The following is a 16400-nucleotide window of genomic DNA, read 5'->3' on the forward strand; positions in this document are numbered from 1 at the left end:
AAAAGGTCAAACCTATGTTCCGAAGCCTGTGGCAATACCGCCATTTCATCATGTCCTCCATCAGGGGCGAACTGCGCGGTCGTTTTGCGCGCTCGCGCCTGGGGGCGCTTTGGTTCATCCTTCACCCGCTCGCACAATCTCTGATTTTTTCGATCGTACTCGCGGAAGTCATGCGCGCCCGCATGCCCAACAGCGACAACACGGCCGCCTATCCGATCTATCTCCTTTCGGGCATGGCCGCCTGGGGTCTGTTCAGCGAGATATTGAACAGGAGCATCGGCATCTTCATCGAGCAGGCTTCGGCGATGAAGAAGATTGCTTTTCCGCGCCTTTGCCTTCCGGTGATCATTCTGGGGAGCGCGATCATCAATCATGTGCTCCTGCTTGCCGCGATTATGATCATATTCCTGTTTTTCGGCCATTTTCCCGGCTTGGCATGGCTGTATCTCGTTCCTGGAATGCTGGTGATTTCAGCCATGGCATTTGGTATCGGCGTTTTCCTGGGAGTGCTGAATGTGTTCGCGCGTGACGTCGCTCAGTTCATGAGCGTTTTCATGCAGCTTTGGTTCTGGTTCACGCCTATCGTTTACTTGAGAAGTGTCGTGCCGCAACACTTCCAGTGGCTGCTCGCGCTCAATCCGATGACGCCTCTGGTCGGGCTTTATCAGGACGCTCTTCTGCTCAACCAGGGTCCGCAATGGACAAGTCTGTTGCCTACGCTTCTGATCGGCGGCCTTGCGGTATTGCTCTCCTTCGCCGTGTTTCGTCGTGCTAGCCCTGAGTTGGTGGATGCCCTCTGATGTCGGTAGTTCTTGATGTCTCCCACGTGGGCAAGTCCTACACCACGTATCGGAGCAATCTGCAAAGATTTGCGAACTGGTTCGGCGCGTCTATTGCGCCGCAAAGCGAGTTCTGGGCAAACCGGGACGTCTCCTTTCAGGTCAGGCAGGGTGAGGCTGTTGCCCTGATCGGGCAGAACGGCGCCGGAAAAAGCACGCTGCTCAAGATGATCACAGGGACCGTTCGCCCGACGGTCGGCTCGGTCATAGTGACCGGGAGGGTCAGCGCCATCCTCGAACTCGGCCTCGGTTTCAACCCGGAGTTCACCGGGCGCCAGAACGTATACCAGGCAGGCGGGCTGATGGGCTTTTCCCAGCAGGAACTGACGGCCCTGATGCCCAGCATCGAGGAGTTTGCCGAAATCGGCGAATTCTTTGATGAACCCACCCGAATCTATTCGAGCGGTATGCAAGCGCGGCTGGCCTTCGCGCTCGCCACGGCGAGACGGCCCGATATCCTGATCGTCGACGAGGTTCTTTCCGTCGGCGACAGTTACTTCCAGCACAAGAGCTTCGACCGGATAAGGCAATTCAAGGCGCAAGGCGCTTCCATTATCCTGGTCACTCACGGCATGGGCGACGTTCGAGCGTTGAGCGACCGGGTGATCTTGCTCGACAAAGGCACGATCCTGAAGGATGGCGAACCGGACGAAGTCGTCGACTATTACAACGCCATGATCGCGGCCAGGGAGAACGACAAGCTGACCGTCGAGCAGCGGCGAGAAAAGGACCAGTGGCTCTACAGCCGCAGCGGGACAAAGGCGGTTGCGGTCGAATCGGTGGCGCTGACCGACGGCGACAGCGGAGCGCCGATCAAGACCGCCGTCTCCGGTCAGAGCGTGACGGTTCAAACCCGCATCGTCGCGAAGGAGGATATTCCGGAGCTCGTCATCGGTTTCATGCTGAGGGACCGAGCCGGCCATACCGTCTGGGGAACCAACACCTGGCACACGGGTCAGGTGCTTTCAAACATTGCAGCCGGAGACAAGGTCGAATGCCGCCTGCGCCTTGCCTGCGCTCTTGGCCAGGGTTCATATGGCCTCTCGGTCGCGCTGCATACGGGAGACGTGCACATCGACAACAATTACGACTGGATAGAGAACATCGAGGTTTTTGACGTCATCAATTCAGACCGTCCCTTCTTTGTCGGGACGAGCCGCCTTGAACACGCGTTCGAAATCGTCCGATGAACAAGAGCTTTGACGATCTGTATAAGGCCTTCGAGGACCGTTTTCGCGGATCGAGAGAACTCGTCAAGGAACGGCTCAAGATCTACCAACCCCTGTTGGCACGGGTGCCGCGGCATGCCGAGGGACCGACCCTTGCAATTGATCTTGGCTGCGGACGCGGCGAGTGGCTGGAGGTGCTCGCCGAGGCTGGGCTGGAAGCGGTGGGCGTGGACACGAACGCGCGCATGGCGCAGGAGGCCATCGACAACGGCCTCAAGGTCGAATTGCAGGGCGCGCTCGAACATCTCAAAGGCAGGCCGGACAAAAGTGTGGCAGTCGTTTCTGCCTTCCACATGGTCGAGCATGTGCCGACGGACTACCTGATCGGACTGCTGGATGAATGCAACAGAGTGCTGACTGACGATGGCTTGCTGATCCTGGAAACGCCCAACCCGGAAAACATCTCGGTCGGCACGCATACTTTCCATCTCGATCCCACTCACAAACGTCCCCTGCCGCCGGATCTGCTCGAATTCCTGGTGGGACAGGCCGGCTTTGCTGAAACGGCGATTCTGAGGCTGAATGGCGCGCCGATGATCGAGGCAGGGCCGATGGAGCGCAGTGTCCACCTCATGTTCGAGGTGGCGCGCGACTATGCCTGCCTGGCGAGAAAGCGTGCCGTCGACGGCCCCAATGCGCTTGCCACATTTGTCGGAACCGCATCGCAACAGGTGCCCTCGGATACGAACCAGATCAAGCAATGGCTCCGTTCGGCCGATGGCGAGATCGTCGGCATATCGGAAGAGGTCAAGGCAACCATATCCTCCAATGCGGACCAGCTTCGCCAATTGACCGACAATCTCGCGGCCCAATCGGAGCTCGTGCGCACCGCAAATATTGTGCTTCAGGACACGATGGCTTCGCTCGCCAGGCAATTGGAGAACGCCAAAGCAAAAGATAACGCTCTGGCTGAGCGAGATGCCGAAATAGCTCGCTTGGGCCAACGCACCGCGACTCTCAAGGAAGAGGTTCAACAACTGACAGATCAGGTAGCAGCGTTTCAGAATTCGACCTCGTGGAGAGTCACAGCGCCAATCCGTGGTATTGTCGATAGCTTCCGCGCTGTTGGTCGAGCTCCAAAGGCAAATATCAAACTTGTGATGCAGCATGGCCTTCTATGGTTGCGCCGAAGACCTCGCACGACCGCAATTGTCCAACGAGTGGTGCGGCTCGCTCCGCCACTCGAACGCCGCCTTCTGGGTTTCGCACGGGCAAACAGCGGTTTGGTCGCCATCGACACAGGCTGGAAGCTTGAGCCGGACCCCGTTGCGCTTGGTGCGTGGCATAAACGCCTCAGGGCTGGAAAGCAGATATGACCTCACAGCCATTGAGACTTTGGGTCGACGGCCAATGTCTGCAGACGCATAGCCGAAAACGCGGAATTGGGCGCTACGTGTTGGATCTGCTCCGCGCCCTTTCGGCCCATGAAAGCGGCATTGAACTCCTGGTTTCTCTTAATGCTGCGATGCCCGAGGCTACAATTGCCGCTCGATCCCTGCTTTCGGGAATCGTGCCGTCGGACCGCATCTATGTCTGGCACGGGAAAGTCGAAGGGGGGGAAGCCGACTATGGCCACACGGCGTGGCGCGGCCGCAGCGAATTAGCGCTCGTCCATCATGTCAATAAACTCGGTCCAGACGTCGCCCTGTCCGCGAGCCCGTTCGAAGGCGCCGTCGATGCGGCCGTTCCGTATCTCGGCGGTTCATTGGCGGCGGTCAGAACTGCAGCCATTTTTTATGATGCGATCCCGTTCAGATTTCCTGACAAATACATGCGCGATACCCGTCAACGGGAGTATTATCATCGGCGCCTTTCCAAATACAAGAATTTTGATCTGGCGTTCACCATCTCGGATTTCTCTTCTCGGGAATTTCGGCAATTCTCTGAATTGTCAAATGATATATGTATTGGTACCGGCATATCCGAGCGCTTTGTAGAGCTTATCAGAAAAAACGATGATAGTGACAACGATGGTATCGGCAGATACATTCTTTATGTTGGCGGCCTAGATTGGCGAAAGAATCTCGAGATAATACCAAAAGCTTTTGGAAAAATTTCAAAATCATTGCAGGAATCCTTGAAATTTGTTGTAGCTGGCGAGATTAACTTCGACGAAAAAGTCGAATACTCCAACATTTGGCAATCTCATGGTTTGCCGGTTGATCAGGTCGTATTCGCGGGCGCGGTCGATGACAGAACGCTGGTCCGCCTCTACAAAGGGGCGGTTGCACTAGTCCAGCCCTCGTTCATGGAGGGCTTCGGCCTGACGGCGCTAGAAGCAATCGCCTGCGGAACGCCTGCAATCGCGGCCAGAGCAGGCGCAGTTCCCGAGGTTGTCGGAGATGACGCTCTGCTCTTTGACCCCGCATCACCTTTGGACCTTGCGGAGAAGATCGAAACAGTAGCAGCGGGCAAACTCGACGCCAAAAAGCTGAAAGAACTCGCGCAGGATAGAATTGACACGTTCAGTTGGCGAAACGTCGCAGACCATGTCGTTCAGGGCCTGCACGGACTCGACCGGCGCATGGCTGCGCCGCAGGTCGACCTCGTCGAAGCGCTCGGCGCCATCAAGAGAGATGACGAGGAAGACGTGTCGACCTTGATGGCCCTCGCCGAGCCGGAGCCGACGAGGCCGCGGCTTCTGGTGGACGCCAGCGCGACACTGATAGATGACCACCGAACCGGCATTCAACGCGTCGTTCGACGAATCTGCGAAAGCATGTTCCCGAGCGGATCCAAAGACGAGAGCAAATACATCTCGTTCTGCGACGACCACACCGGCTGGTACTTTGCAAGGGAATGGACGGCGCGCCCGCCCTCGAAGCGACAGGAGAACCGGCTGCGGCCACAGGCCGGCGATACGGTCTTGATGCTCGACAGTTCCTGGCCTTTCCATACTCTTCATCCGGCGTTTCTCCGCCCGGTCTTGCTCAAAGGCGGCGATGTCATATCCTGCCTTTATGATACGGTCCCGCTGCGTTCGGCAGCCTTTTGCCATGAAGGCATGCCGCCTATTTTCAGCGCCTGGTTTCAAACAGCGCTCATCTATTCCACCGGCATTATCTGTATCTCTCGCGCGGTCGCCGACGAATTGCTGGATTTGCTCGCAGGCATCCGGTTTCCACGCCGAATGAAAATCGGCTACTGGCAGCTCGGCGCGGATTTCGCGGCGATGGAGCCTCCACCGAAACCAATTCGCCGCGGCAAGGACGCGGCCCGCCCTTGCTTCCTGATGGTGGGAACGCTGGAACCGCGCAAGGGCCACCGCGTGGCGCTGGAAGCCTTCGAGGCATTGTGGGCCGAGGGTGTCGATGCCGAGCTCGTCATCGTCGGAAAGATCGGCTGGGGCATCTCTCATCTCGTCCAGCGCATTCGCAGCCATGCCGAGTTTGGCAAGCGCCTGCATTTGCACGAAAAGGTCGGCGATAGCGAGCTGGGTGCTCTCTACGAGGCGTGCGACGCCTTGATCGCGTCCTCCTTTGCCGAAGGTTTCGGCTTGCCCATCGTCGAGGCAGGCCATTTCGGCAAGCCAGTGCTCGCCAGCGACATTCCGGTGTTCCGCGAAGTGGGCAAGGGTGCGGCCGCGGCGCATTTCTTCGAGGTCGGCTCTCCCACCGCGCTGGCCACGGAGGTCAAGCGCTTCCTGAAGAGCGCACCTGCCGAGTCCCGCGAGACGTTGTGGCCGACCTGGTCCGAGAGCGCGGCACAGCTTCAAGATGTCGTCGTCGGGCAGAAGTGGTACGAGGTCTATGAGCCGCAGTCCCCCAGGCCTTTCGCGCTGCCGACCGATCTTGGCGACACACGGATCGCGGCAGTCCTCAAGGGGCAGCAACGCGCCCACCGCCTCGAACTCGTGGAAGGCCCCCACGGGACCGATGACGGTAACGCGCTGAAGATCGTTGTCAGTGTGACCAACCTATCCGGGACAGTGTGGTCGAGCTTCGGCCCGACCGACAGGTACCTGGGGATTGCGCTGGGCTATCATGCGGTCGACATTGCGGGCGAGCGCTTCCAGTATGACAATGCGCGCTCTCACATCCCGTTTGTGCTGGCGCCGGGTGATACGCACTATATGGCCCTCAACATACCCGCCTCGTTAAAAGAGCGCGGGGGCGCGTTCGTCGACATCGAACTCCTGCAAGAGGGGGTGGGTTGGTTCGGCAGCCCGCTGCGCGTGGCTTTGTAGGCGGGTGGCTCGGATGTCTTGGTTGCGGTTCAAAACCGGATCGTCGGTGTCCCGGGGTGGACAGAAGGCAAGAGGCATGATCAGACGCGACGATGTGCGCTCTGTCGAGTTGGTGAAGACAAGAGCGAAGCGGATCGGCCACAAGGTCGGCGCGGTTCAAGGCAGCTTCGAGGGCATTCCCGGTGATGGGCTGCACGACGCCGTGCTCTACTATAAGAGCCTGCACCACGCCATAAACCGTGGGAGACGCTGTCGCTCGTCCACAGTCCGGGAGGCTGTTCTGCTCGTTTTGCTCGGCGAGCTCAGCTTCAGCCCGGTCATTTTCCTGGCGGTGGTGATTGGGCGGACGATCACCGTGCTGGGCGATCTTCTCTTTTTTGCCGGCGGGCTGATCGCCGGTCGATTCTATGGGGTGGGCGTTCCAGCGCCTCCAGGAGGCAACAACAATGCTTAAGACCGCTGCGCTCAAAATACCGCAGATCAGGAGGCTTTGGCAGGATCGCGCCAATCTTTTGGCGGAGCGTGATCTGCTTCAGCGGGAAAACCAACGGTTGCAATCGGAGGGTGCGCATTCAGACAGCGTATTCTTCCACTACAACTGCAGCTTCGACGCGATCGACACAATAAACAGGCACGCTCGGACCGAACTGACAGCACAACCATCCTACGTCACGAACTTTCTTGGGGTCAAAATTGCCCCTAAGTTTTTCCCGGGCATTCTGGACGGCAAGGCGGGAACCATCGAGCCCATACCGATCCCGGCCAACTGGCATGCCGACATTGCCGAGTGGGCGGCCGCACTCAGGGCCGTCGATTTGGCTTTGGAGCGTTTCCGCGTTGTGGAACTGGGCTGCGGCTGGGGATGTTGGTTGAACAATACCGGTGCTGCTGCACGCAACAAAGGACTCTCCGTTGACTTAATAGGAATCGAAGGGGATGCCGAGCATGTGGCCTACGCCCAGGAGGCAATGGCGGCCAATGGCTTTTCGGAAGACGAGTTTCGTATCATCCATGGCGTCGCCGCACCCGAAAAAGGTGTGGCGCTCTTTCCGGTAGTTGAAAATGCCGGCGCCTCCTGGGGCTCGGAACCGATCCTGAATGCAACGGCAGCGCAGATCAGGGAGGCCACGGCATCCGGGCACTATCAACAGATTAGCGCCTTTCCACTGTCAGAAATCGTTCGGGGCGAGCCGGTAGACCTCTTGCACATCGATATCCAGGGCGGCGAGGCAGACTTCATCGATGCTGCCGTAGCCGACCTTAACAGATTTGTCCGCTACATTGTTATCGGCACGCACTCACGCCAGATCGAGGGACGGATCATGGGCACCCTCTTGAGCCAAGGCTGGAAGATCGAGATGGAACGTCCGGCAATCATCGGATTGCCCGATGGGCGACCGCAGATTCTAGTGGATGGTGTCCAAGGCTGGCGGAACGCTGCCCTACGTTAGACAGAGGCAAATGGCGAATTGCTAAGTCGTTCCTACCAGGGCTCGTGCTGTCGCAGATTTTTCAAATAGAATCTAAGGTGTTGCCTGCAACGACGGTTCGGCTCGTCGGCTATTGACGACCGGTTTCAATTTTCCCACCGATGCTTTTGTCTCTCGCAAGCCTTGATATTCCGTTGGACGGCCTGCCCGCACCTTCGTGCTCGCGGTGCCCCACGTCCCGGATGGGCTCACCATAAGGTCGTTCCAAAGCAGGGACAGCAGGACATGCAGGCACCGCAGATCACATACCGGACAACGGCGAGGCCGAGCGCTTCATCCAGACCGCGCCCAGGGAATGGGCCTATGCCGTCGCATATCCGACTTCAGACCGTCGCGCCGCCGAGCTGCCTGCCTGGTTTCATCGCTACAATTGGCACAGGCCGCACGGCAGCCTAAAGTCGCAAACGCCAATCAGCAGACTCGGCCTGTCCGGGGACAACCTGTTGAGGCTCCACAGCTAGCGCACCGCTCCAGATCAGTCCACCAACAGTTGACCCAACCAAACTCGTCTCGGGGTGGGTGAAAATGTCTCAGTTCAGGGACACGCGTCAATGCGGACCGAACGCAGCGCGAACGCGACCTGCCTTGGATCGTCCGGCGGAATCTGCGGGTTTGAATAGGTTAGCGTTATCGTTGTATCTCCCTCCTTTTTGCCGAGAGGCACCACAAGCTCCGTCTCTCCGTTGGCGGCCTGTTCCATTGCTTGTTTGCCATCCACAGACGCCCCGATAGTCTGTGGACCATAGGTGCCCCCCCTTATGGCCGCGCAAAGCGCAACGGAGTTGGGCGAAGGGAGGCGCAACTCGATCGCGTTCGATGGTCCGAGGCTCCAACGATGTGTCGGCTCAACTGAAGACCATCCGATTAACCGAATCCCCGCACCTGATGTGTCGAATGCATAATCCTTTGCAATCATAATCGGAACCAGTGCTTTGACGACCGACGGATTTCTTGGATCAATGCGAGAATAACGAGGGGAGGTCAGCCCCAACTGACTCTTTGCCACCCAGTCTGCGATTTGTGCGGATTGGTAGGAGCAGCCGTCAGGAACAAAAATCGCAGAGTCGCTCGACGGCGGTAGGATCAGTATTTTGTGACAATCCGGGCCGACGACGGCCGCGACCTGCGCCAATCCATCCACTCCCGAATAGCGTGCGCCAAATACCTCATAGGGCGGATTGTAAAATCCGGGCGCGTAAGTTTGGATCAGTTTGGAGATTGTCGATGGACTAACGTATCGCTCTTGCACTATGCTTAGATGAGTGGCCGCAGTGGCCAAGACTCCGATGGCAAGTGTCCCTATCGCTGCGCGCTGCTGCAAGCCATGATCGCTGCCTTCCAATGCCGTAAGGAGCGCAAGGCCGCACGGGTAGAAAAGCGGAATATACCATAGCGCGTATCGCGCCAGTCCGGGGGTTGCGCCAGAGTTGATGTGCGGCGTCGAAATATGGCTGATCAGCGCTGCGAAGAAGAACACCACGATAAACGTCCAGAAGGGAAGCCCCCACTCAAGGGAGATGGACGAGTCCTTACGAATGCTCGGACGCCAATAATAATAAATGCCTGCGACGAGCAGAACTATTCCTAGCGGCCAGTTGGGCAACAAACCGATATCTGGATCGAGAAACCATGCGTAAGCGGTGCCGACACCGACGCCGATATCTGCACCTCCGGCGAACAGTTGAGGCGTGATCACCCCATACCGCAGAAGATAGTAAGTCGGATGAGCCGCGAGCAAAAGAACCGTAGCAACGATTGAGACAACCTCCCAGCGTGAATATGGAATACTCCAGTTGCCAAATCCTCTAATGGCAAGCAGGGCGATTGGAACCAATGATAAACCGGGATTTTGTGTTGCAGCCAAGGACACCATGAGCGCGCCTGCTACCAGCTGATTTCGGCCGGTGAGAATGAGGCCCATGAGACAGATACAAACGGTAAAAAACTCTGTGTGCGCCTTGTTGAAGTACCAAATCACTGGCGACCCAATCAGCAGGATCACAGCTGTCCAATAGCCGCGCCAGCCATTGCTTGCCTGGGCCACAGCGAGCGTGGCGACAAAAATTAGGGCATGCAAGAGCAGGAAGCTGGACTGCGGTCCTATTGGAATTCCGACGAATTTGAGGGGCGAGGCGACGATCGCAGCCAGTAGGCTATAAAACCAAAAGTGGTTGAAGTCGGCGGTAGCACCAATGCGGAGCGCGGGAAACATATTCTTGACTGTTGATGCATCGAGCATCCCGCCAATGGTCTGGCTTTGAAATAGTTTCTGGTAGAAAGCCCAGCTTTGTTCCGTCATCCACGGGCGAGAGGTATCGCTCCATGCCAGAAACATCGCATAATATTCCATCCCATCGCCCACGCGTATCGTAGGCAGGATGATTGCCGCTGCGATACCGCAACAGACGAATGCAAAGGTAATGAGCGACCAACGGCCCCAGAAAGGTGGTGCCGCTTGATTGTAGACGAATCTAGGGTCCGAACTTTCGGCGGTCGTCGAGCCCACTATGCTGCTGCTCCTGTCATATCTTCCACTACCTCGAGACCCTCGCGGATCGCATAGTTTGTGCCACGATCCTCGGGATATACCTGTGCCATCGTCGAAATGAAGGCGTTGCTAAAGGGTGTCCTTCGTCCCGGCACATAGTCCGAGTAGCCGCGCTCTGTCACTGGTTGAGCATAGCTCGAGCGCCACATGCGATATTCGATGACCCACGAGCGATCAAGGTCAGGGAACATCCGCTTCAGGTGTTCAAGTGCGAAATCTGCATATTCATCCTCGGAATAATTCCAGACCGGATCTTTGACTGGCAGGTACTTGGACAGGAACGCGATGTGCGACCCCTTGTAGTTTTCGGGCGGGTCGAAGTTGGTGTGTTCGATGACGCCGACAAACGGAAATCCGGGATCGTTGACGTTGAGCCAATAGGTTTCCGAGAGGCTCCGCTTGAGCCTGAGCACGAGGCACATATTGCCGAGATATTTGACGCGTCTCAGTTTCGCGACATAGGCCGGGTCGGCCTTGCCTTCGAAGATGTCCGCGACGATCGGAAAGGCCGGCGTGAACAGAAACTGCTTTGCGGAAATCGGCCCGTCCTTGGTCTCAAGTGCGGTGATCTTGTTGTCTTTGGTCTTGAGGCCCGCCACCGGCGTACCGAACGTCACCTCGCCGCCCTTGGCGCGGATTGCCTCGACCATAATGTCGGCCAGACGGCCGAAGCCGCCGCGGAAATAGGCCAATTCCTCGCCGCCCTGGCTGTCGCGGGTGCTGCCGCGCAACACCAGCTTCTTCCAGAACCACACCGCATTGATGTCCTCGGCATGGACCGAGAATTTCGACTTGATCAGCGGCTCCCAGACGACCCGATAGACGTTTTTGCCGACAATAGGCTCCAGCCATTCGCGCACTGACAGGTTTTCGATGCCCTTCCAGTCCTTGACGCCCCGAACGCGGAACACCATCAGCCCAAGCCTGATGCGGTCCCAGAACGGCAGCGCCGTAAAGCGCAGAAGATCGAGCGGCGTCGTCAGCCGCCAATGGCGACCTGCATAATACATGCCATTGCGCGAGGGATGGACGACAATGTCCTTTTCGTAGCCCAGCTCGCGCACAAGCCTGGGAACGTACAGATCGTTGTTGAACCAGTGATGGTAAAACTTCTCTACCCGCAGGCCGTCCGAAAACTCGAAGGTGCCGGCCAACCCGCCAGCGTCTTCATCTGCCTCGACGACGCGCACGCGCAGGCCCTTCTTGGCGAGGTCGTAAGCGGCTGCCAGGCCGGTGTAGCCGGCGCCAACGACGACGACATCATAGACTGGACTAGGCATGTATATTCCTTTCCTATGCGCCGCGCGACCGCTCAGCCGCCGCGACGCGGAAGATCTCTGGCCTCAGCAGCATCGCGATGGCGCCGGCCACGGTAGTTGGAACCCAAAGCATCAGATGGGATATCACCGCGAAACTAGTCGCTACATCCTCACGCGCTCCGAGCAGTGTCATGATCGAGAATGCAGCGAGATGGAACGGGCCCACATAGCCCGGCGACGAGGGCACCAAGGTCGAAAGTGTGACGAACGCCATCACGAGCAGCGCCGCAACCGGCGGGTAGGTCAAACCGAACCCAAGCATGACGAAATAGAAGCAAGTTGCTTCACCCAGCCAAGCGAGGAGCGACAGGACAAGTACGGCAAACAGCGGCCTGGGCGCCGACATCTGGCGAAATCCGTCGAGCATCGAAGCGCCCGCCCGCAATAGCTTGGCCACCAGATCGTCGGCGCTGCGCGCCTTGGCGGCCTGCGATAAACGCCTGGCGATCGGCCCGCTGAAAAGCAGGACAGCCAGAAGGATGAGCCCGCCAACAACGACAAGCAGGACCGTCCCGTCGACAAGCCAGGTCGGCAGCTTGACGCCGCCAAGGACGGTCGCCCCGACCGTCAGGCAAAACGCGAGTGTCAATAGGTCTAGTAACCGTTCGAGTACGATTGAACTGATCGCGGCGGTGCGCGGCACGCCAATCGCAGCCGGGAAAACGGTCGCGCGCACGATATCGCCGGCGCGCAAGGGCAGCACGTTGTTGAGAGTGATCGATCCAAGGAACGGCGCAGCGCAACGCGACGGATTGACGGCCTCGCCGGCGGAGCTCAGCATGACCGCCCAGCGGATCACGCGCTGGCAATACCCGAAGGCAAGGCCGGCTAAGGCGGGCACGAGGTAGGGCCAGGAATAGGCCTGCAAGGCCCGCGTCGCCTGGCCGAGATCAACCTTCGAAGCGATGAAGGCAAGGCAGGCAATCGAAATCACCCAGCCGACAGCCGAGCGTCCGAGCCTGCGCGCCGGCGGCGCGGTTTGTTGTCCGGTCACCGAGCCGCCTACCAGACGCGCCAAGGCGCATTGCCCTGAGCCCACAGCTTCTCAAGTTCGCGCTTGTCGCGCAGCGTGTCGCAGGGCTGCCAGAAGCCGGTATGCTCAAAGGCCGCCAACTGGCCGTCGGCAGTCAGGCCCTTCAGCGGTTCCTGTTCGAACGAGGTGGCGTCGCCGGCGATGTAGTCGATAGCCCTCGGCTCGAGGACAAAGAAGCCGCCATTGATCCAGCCGATCTCGTCGCTCGGCTTCTCCTGGAAGGAGGAAACGCTGTGGTCGTCTTCGACGGCCAGCACGCCGAAACGTCCGGGCGGCTGCACCGCGGCCACCGTCGCCAGCTTGCCGTGCTTGCGGTGGAAGGCGAGTTCGGCAGAAATATCGACATTGGCCAGGCCGTCGCCATAGGTCATGCAGAACGTTTCATTGCCGAGGTAGGGCGCGACTCGCTTCAGGCGGCCGCCAGTCATCGTCGCCTCGCCCGTTTCGATCAGCGTGACCTTCCAATCTTCAGCCGGGCTCTCGAGCACGCGGTTCGATCCGTCCTTGAGATCGATCTCGAGATTGGACAGGTGGCGCTGGTAGTTGATGAAGAATTCCTTGATGACGTAGCCCTTATAGCCGAGGCAGATCACGAACTCCCGTATGCCGTGGCTGGCATAGATCTTCATGATGTGCCAAAGCAGCGGCCGCCCGCCAACCTCGACCATCGGCTTTGGCTTGGTTTCCGACTCTTCGGATATGCGCGTTCCCAGGCCGCCGGCCAGAATTACAAGCTTCATCTTCTTCGATCTCTACAGGACGCGCTCCGATGGCGCGATGTTCAGGGAGCGATCGATGATCGCCAACGGTTCCGAGCGCAGCATGAGATAGATGCGCAGGATGTATTCGCCGATGATGCCCAGCAGCAGCGACTGCAGGCCAATGCCGAAGAGGACCAGGACGTGAATGCTTGCCAGACCCTGCGGCAGGCCAGGCTGCAAGAATTTCAGCAGGATGAAATAGAGCGCTCCAAGCGAGGCCACGACTAACATGGCGATGCCAATGATCGAAGCCATGCGCAGCGGAACGGAGGAGTGGTTCAAGACGGCAGTCAGGCCCAGGCGCACGAGGCGGGAGAGCCCAAACTTGCTCTGGCCCGCCACGCGCGCGTCACGCTCATATTCGATGCCGGTCTGGCGAAAACCGATACTGGCGATCATCCCACGCAGGTAGGGATTTGGTGTCTTCATGTGCGCCAGCGCGCGAATGACCTTGCGGTCGACAAGCCTGAAATCGCCGACATCGCGGGGGATGTCGTGCTCGCTCAGCGCATTGATGAACCAGTAGCCGAGGCGGCGGAAATTGTTGAGCCAAGGGGCTTCCTGACGCCGTCGCCTGATCCCGTAGACCACGTCATAGCCTTCACGCCATTTGGCGAAGAACTCGGTGAGCATCTCGGGCGGATCTTGCAGGTCGGCGTCGATCTGCATGACCGCGTCGCCCCGCGTGTGGAGGTAATTTGCCATGATCGAACGCTGAAACCCAACGTTCTTCGAAAAGCGGATAGCGCGCACACGAGGGTCTTTCTCGGCGAGCTTTTCCAGAAGGCTCCAGGTATCGTCCGTCGAGCTGTTGTCGGAGAACACGAACTCCAGACGGCAGCGATCTGTCATGCTTTTCCCAACGGCGGTCAATCGGCCATAGAGAGCATCAATATTGTCGGCCTCGTTGAGCACCGGAATAGAGATAGAAACCAGCGGCAGATCCGCCTTGGCTTTGGTAGCGCGTTTCATCCGGCACCGCCTGGCTGCCCAAGGATCGATCTGACGGCCATGGCGATCGTGATCGAAGCCGCAGGCCCGATCAGATCGTCGAGGCGGCGCGTATCGGCAACAATGTAAGGCAAGTCGTCGGGCCGCATCGCAAGTTCACCAAAGGCAAGTAACTGGCGGTCCGCGCCGATTGCATCGGCGATCGCCACCGCAAACTCCCGCACCGACACAGCCCTGCCACTTGCCAGATTATAGACCCCTGCAACAGGAGGGTTTTCGGGGAGGGCACGTATCATCCTGGCGATTGCGAGGCAAGCATCGTCAACGTAGAGGAAGTCCCGGACCTGCGAACCGGCAGACAGCGGCACGCGCTCCCCACGCGAAAGCCGCCCCAGCAACGACGGAAACAGCCGGTGGGCCTTCTCGCCTGGTCCGTAGATGTTGAAGAGGCGCAAGACGCATGCCCTCAGGCCGACTTCTGCGGCCACGGTCCTGAGCAGCACCGAACCGGCAGCCTTCGTCCCGCCATAAAGCTTGTCTTGTGTCAGCGGGGCTTCTTCGGGGATATAGCCTTTCCCCTGAAGTGGCGCATATTCGGCGCTGGAGCCAATCTGTATGAAATTGGTGGCCCCTGCGCTGGCGACGGCTGCGGCTAGCAGCGCCGGAAATACCGAGTTGACGCGAACCAGCAGGCCGATATCGCGTTCGCGGGGATCGACACCGGCCGCCAGCGCGTTGATAGTTGTCTCGATGCCGTTTTGGCCCACGATATTTGCGTACCGCTCGGGCTCTAGCGGGTCATCCAGCACGAGGTCGTAGTCGGATTGCGCAGCTCTTGAGCGCCGCGTAACGCCCCAGACATCATGGCCCTGCGCCCTAAGGACCGAGACAAGACGCTGGCCGAGAAAGCCGCCGGCGCCGGTGACCAGGATCTTCATCGGCCGGTGGGGTCTCCGTCGTTACGCTGACGCCAATCGTCTATCTGGGCGTCGGTAAAACCGCGCATATTGCCGCGATTTGCATGTTCGCGATACCAGTGCGCTGTCTCCTGAACCATCTGCTCTACGCTCCAGGGTTGCCGCCACCCGATCGCGTTATAGGCGAGCCGGCTATCGAGCTGCAGTGCGCCGGCCTCCGGCAGCGGTTCGTCCAGATAACGCAGCGTTGGCCTTTCCCAAGCCGACGACATCAGCTCGAGAACGTGCCGCACGGAATACTGCGCCGGATCGTTGGGGCCAAGGTTCCAGGCTCTGGCGAAGCGGCGAGGATCGTTTGATAGCAAACCCGCTGCCAAAGTTCCGTAGCCTTGAACGAGCGCCAGCACGTGCTGCCATGGCCGCGTCGCGTCGGGATAGCGCAACGTTAGTGCCTCGCCGCTGGCGACGGCGCGGACGAAATCGGGGATCAGCCGGTCGGCGGAAAAGTCGCCGCCGCCGATGATATTGCCGCCGCGCGCCGTGGCGATGGACGGCATGCCCGGAAGGCTGCGATAACCCTGAATGACCATCTCGGCTGCCGCCTTGGAAGCACTGTAGGGGTCCTTGCCTCCCAACGGATCGTTTTCGCGGTAGGCCCAGCCCCATTCGCGATTCTCGTAGACCTTGTCGGTGGTGATGGCGACGATGCCCTTGACCGATGGGGTCAGTCGAGCTGCTTCTAGCACATTTGCCGTGCCCTGCGCGTTGACCGAGAAGGTACGTAGCGGTTCTGTGTAGGATTTGCGCACCAGCGGCTGGGCAGCCAGGTGAATGACCACGTCGGGCGCCGCGTCGCGCATCGCATCTTTGAGGGTCTCGAGATCGAGAATGTCGGCCCAGGTCGAATTCACATCGGCTGCGAGATCGAGCTGACCAAACAGCACTTCATGCGGCTCAGGCACGAGCGAATAGCCGGACACGGCAATGCCAGCGCGCCGGAACCACGCGCACAGCCAACTTCCACTGAAACCGGAATGGCCTGTTACAAAGACGCGCTTTCCGGTGAGAAGCCGTTCAAAATCGGGCATCGCCCACCCCAAAAGTGAATCCGACCGCTCCTTACGGGA

General features: G+C 59.0%; 13 protein-coding genes and 1 pseudogene. 7 read left to right on the top strand and 7 right to left on the bottom strand.

All coding sequences use genetic code 11. The annotated features are described in order from the left end of the window. Positions 1 to 14 precede the first annotated feature (14 nt). From RFM40_RS07455 to RFM40_RS07485, 7 genes and pseudogenes are all read left to right on the top strand, one after another. Positions 15 to 800 (top strand): ABC transporter permease, encoded by a 786-nt coding sequence (locus tag RFM40_RS07455; protein ID WP_320277348.1) that lies wholly within the window; start codon positions 15 to 17, stop codon positions 798 to 800. Next, positions 800 to 2029, top strand: coding sequence for an ABC transporter ATP-binding protein (locus RFM40_RS07460; protein WP_320277349.1), 1230 nt, complete (start codon positions 800 to 802; stop codon positions 2027 to 2029). Before RFM40_RS07455 ends, RFM40_RS07460 begins: the two co-directional genes overlap by 1 nt. After that, positions 2026 to 3384, top strand: a complete 1359-nt coding sequence (locus RFM40_RS07465) for a methyltransferase domain-containing protein (RefSeq protein WP_320277350.1) — start codon at positions 2026 to 2028, stop codon at positions 3382 to 3384. The genes RFM40_RS07460 and RFM40_RS07465 overlap by 4 nt, the downstream gene beginning before the upstream one ends. Continuing rightward, positions 3381 to 6254, top strand: coding sequence for a glycosyltransferase family 4 protein (locus RFM40_RS07470; protein ID WP_320277351.1), 2874 nt, complete (start codon positions 3381 to 3383; stop codon positions 6252 to 6254). The genes RFM40_RS07465 and RFM40_RS07470 overlap by 4 nt, the downstream gene beginning before the upstream one ends. Before the next feature lie 76 nt (positions 6255 to 6330). Continuing rightward, positions 6331 to 6708, top strand: a complete 378-nt coding sequence (locus RFM40_RS07475; protein WP_320225612.1) for a hypothetical protein — start codon at positions 6331 to 6333, stop codon at positions 6706 to 6708. Next, entirely contained in the window at positions 6701 to 7705 is a 1005-nt protein-coding gene (locus RFM40_RS07480) for a class I SAM-dependent methyltransferase (RefSeq protein ID WP_320225611.1), read from the top strand. Before RFM40_RS07475 ends, RFM40_RS07480 begins: the two co-directional genes overlap by 8 nt. Positions 7706 to 7992: 287 nt before the next feature. After that, a pseudogene (locus RFM40_RS07485) lies at positions 7993 to 8205 on the top strand (integrase core domain-containing protein); the annotation flags it as partial. A gap of 74 nt (positions 8206 to 8279) precedes the next feature. Here RFM40_RS07485 and RFM40_RS07490 read toward each other — a convergent pair. Genes RFM40_RS07490 through rfbG form a run of 7 tightly spaced genes read right to left on the bottom strand, consistent with a single transcriptional unit; the run spans position 8280 to position 16361 of the window. After that, positions 8280 to 10250: a tRNA guanosine transglycosylase family protein gene (locus RFM40_RS07490; RefSeq protein WP_320225610.1), complete on the bottom strand. Its 1971-nt coding sequence runs from the start codon at positions 10248 to 10250 to the stop codon at positions 8280 to 8282. Then, complete coding sequence (locus RFM40_RS07495; RefSeq protein ID WP_320225609.1) at positions 10250 to 11572, bottom strand: NAD(P)/FAD-dependent oxidoreductase; 1323 nt, start codon at positions 11570 to 11572, stop codon at positions 10250 to 10252. The genes RFM40_RS07490 and RFM40_RS07495 overlap by 1 nt, the downstream gene beginning before the upstream one ends. A gap of 13 nt (positions 11573 to 11585) precedes the next feature. Beyond that, the gene (locus tag RFM40_RS07500; protein WP_320277352.1) at positions 11586 to 12629 is read right to left on the bottom strand and encodes a lysylphosphatidylglycerol synthase transmembrane domain-containing protein; all 1044 of its coding nucleotides are present in this window, start codon (positions 12627 to 12629) and stop codon (positions 11586 to 11588) included. After that, the gene (gene rfbF / locus RFM40_RS07505; protein ID WP_292298075.1) at positions 12614 to 13384 is read right to left on the bottom strand and encodes a glucose-1-phosphate cytidylyltransferase; all 771 of its coding nucleotides are present in this window, start codon (positions 13382 to 13384) and stop codon (positions 12614 to 12616) included. Before rfbF ends, RFM40_RS07500 begins: the two co-directional genes overlap by 16 nt. Before the next feature lie 12 nt (positions 13385 to 13396). Beyond that, entirely contained in the window at positions 13397 to 14377 is a 981-nt protein-coding gene (locus RFM40_RS07510; protein ID WP_320225607.1) for a glycosyltransferase family 2 protein, read from the bottom strand. After that, positions 14374 to 15294, bottom strand: coding sequence for an NAD-dependent epimerase/dehydratase family protein (locus RFM40_RS07515; RefSeq protein WP_320225606.1), 921 nt, complete (start codon positions 15292 to 15294; stop codon positions 14374 to 14376). Before RFM40_RS07515 ends, RFM40_RS07510 begins: the two co-directional genes overlap by 4 nt. Beyond that, positions 15291 to 16361 (bottom strand): CDP-glucose 4,6-dehydratase, encoded by a 1071-nt coding sequence (rfbG, locus tag RFM40_RS07520; protein WP_320225605.1) that lies wholly within the window; start codon positions 16359 to 16361, stop codon positions 15291 to 15293. The genes RFM40_RS07515 and rfbG overlap by 4 nt, the downstream gene beginning before the upstream one ends. Between the last annotated feature and the right edge of the window lie 39 nt (positions 16362 to 16400).

Origin of the sequence: Mesorhizobium captivum (genome assembly GCF_033977165.1) — a bacterium.
GTDB lineage: Bacteria > Pseudomonadota > Alphaproteobacteria > Rhizobiales > Rhizobiaceae > Mesorhizobium > Mesorhizobium captivum.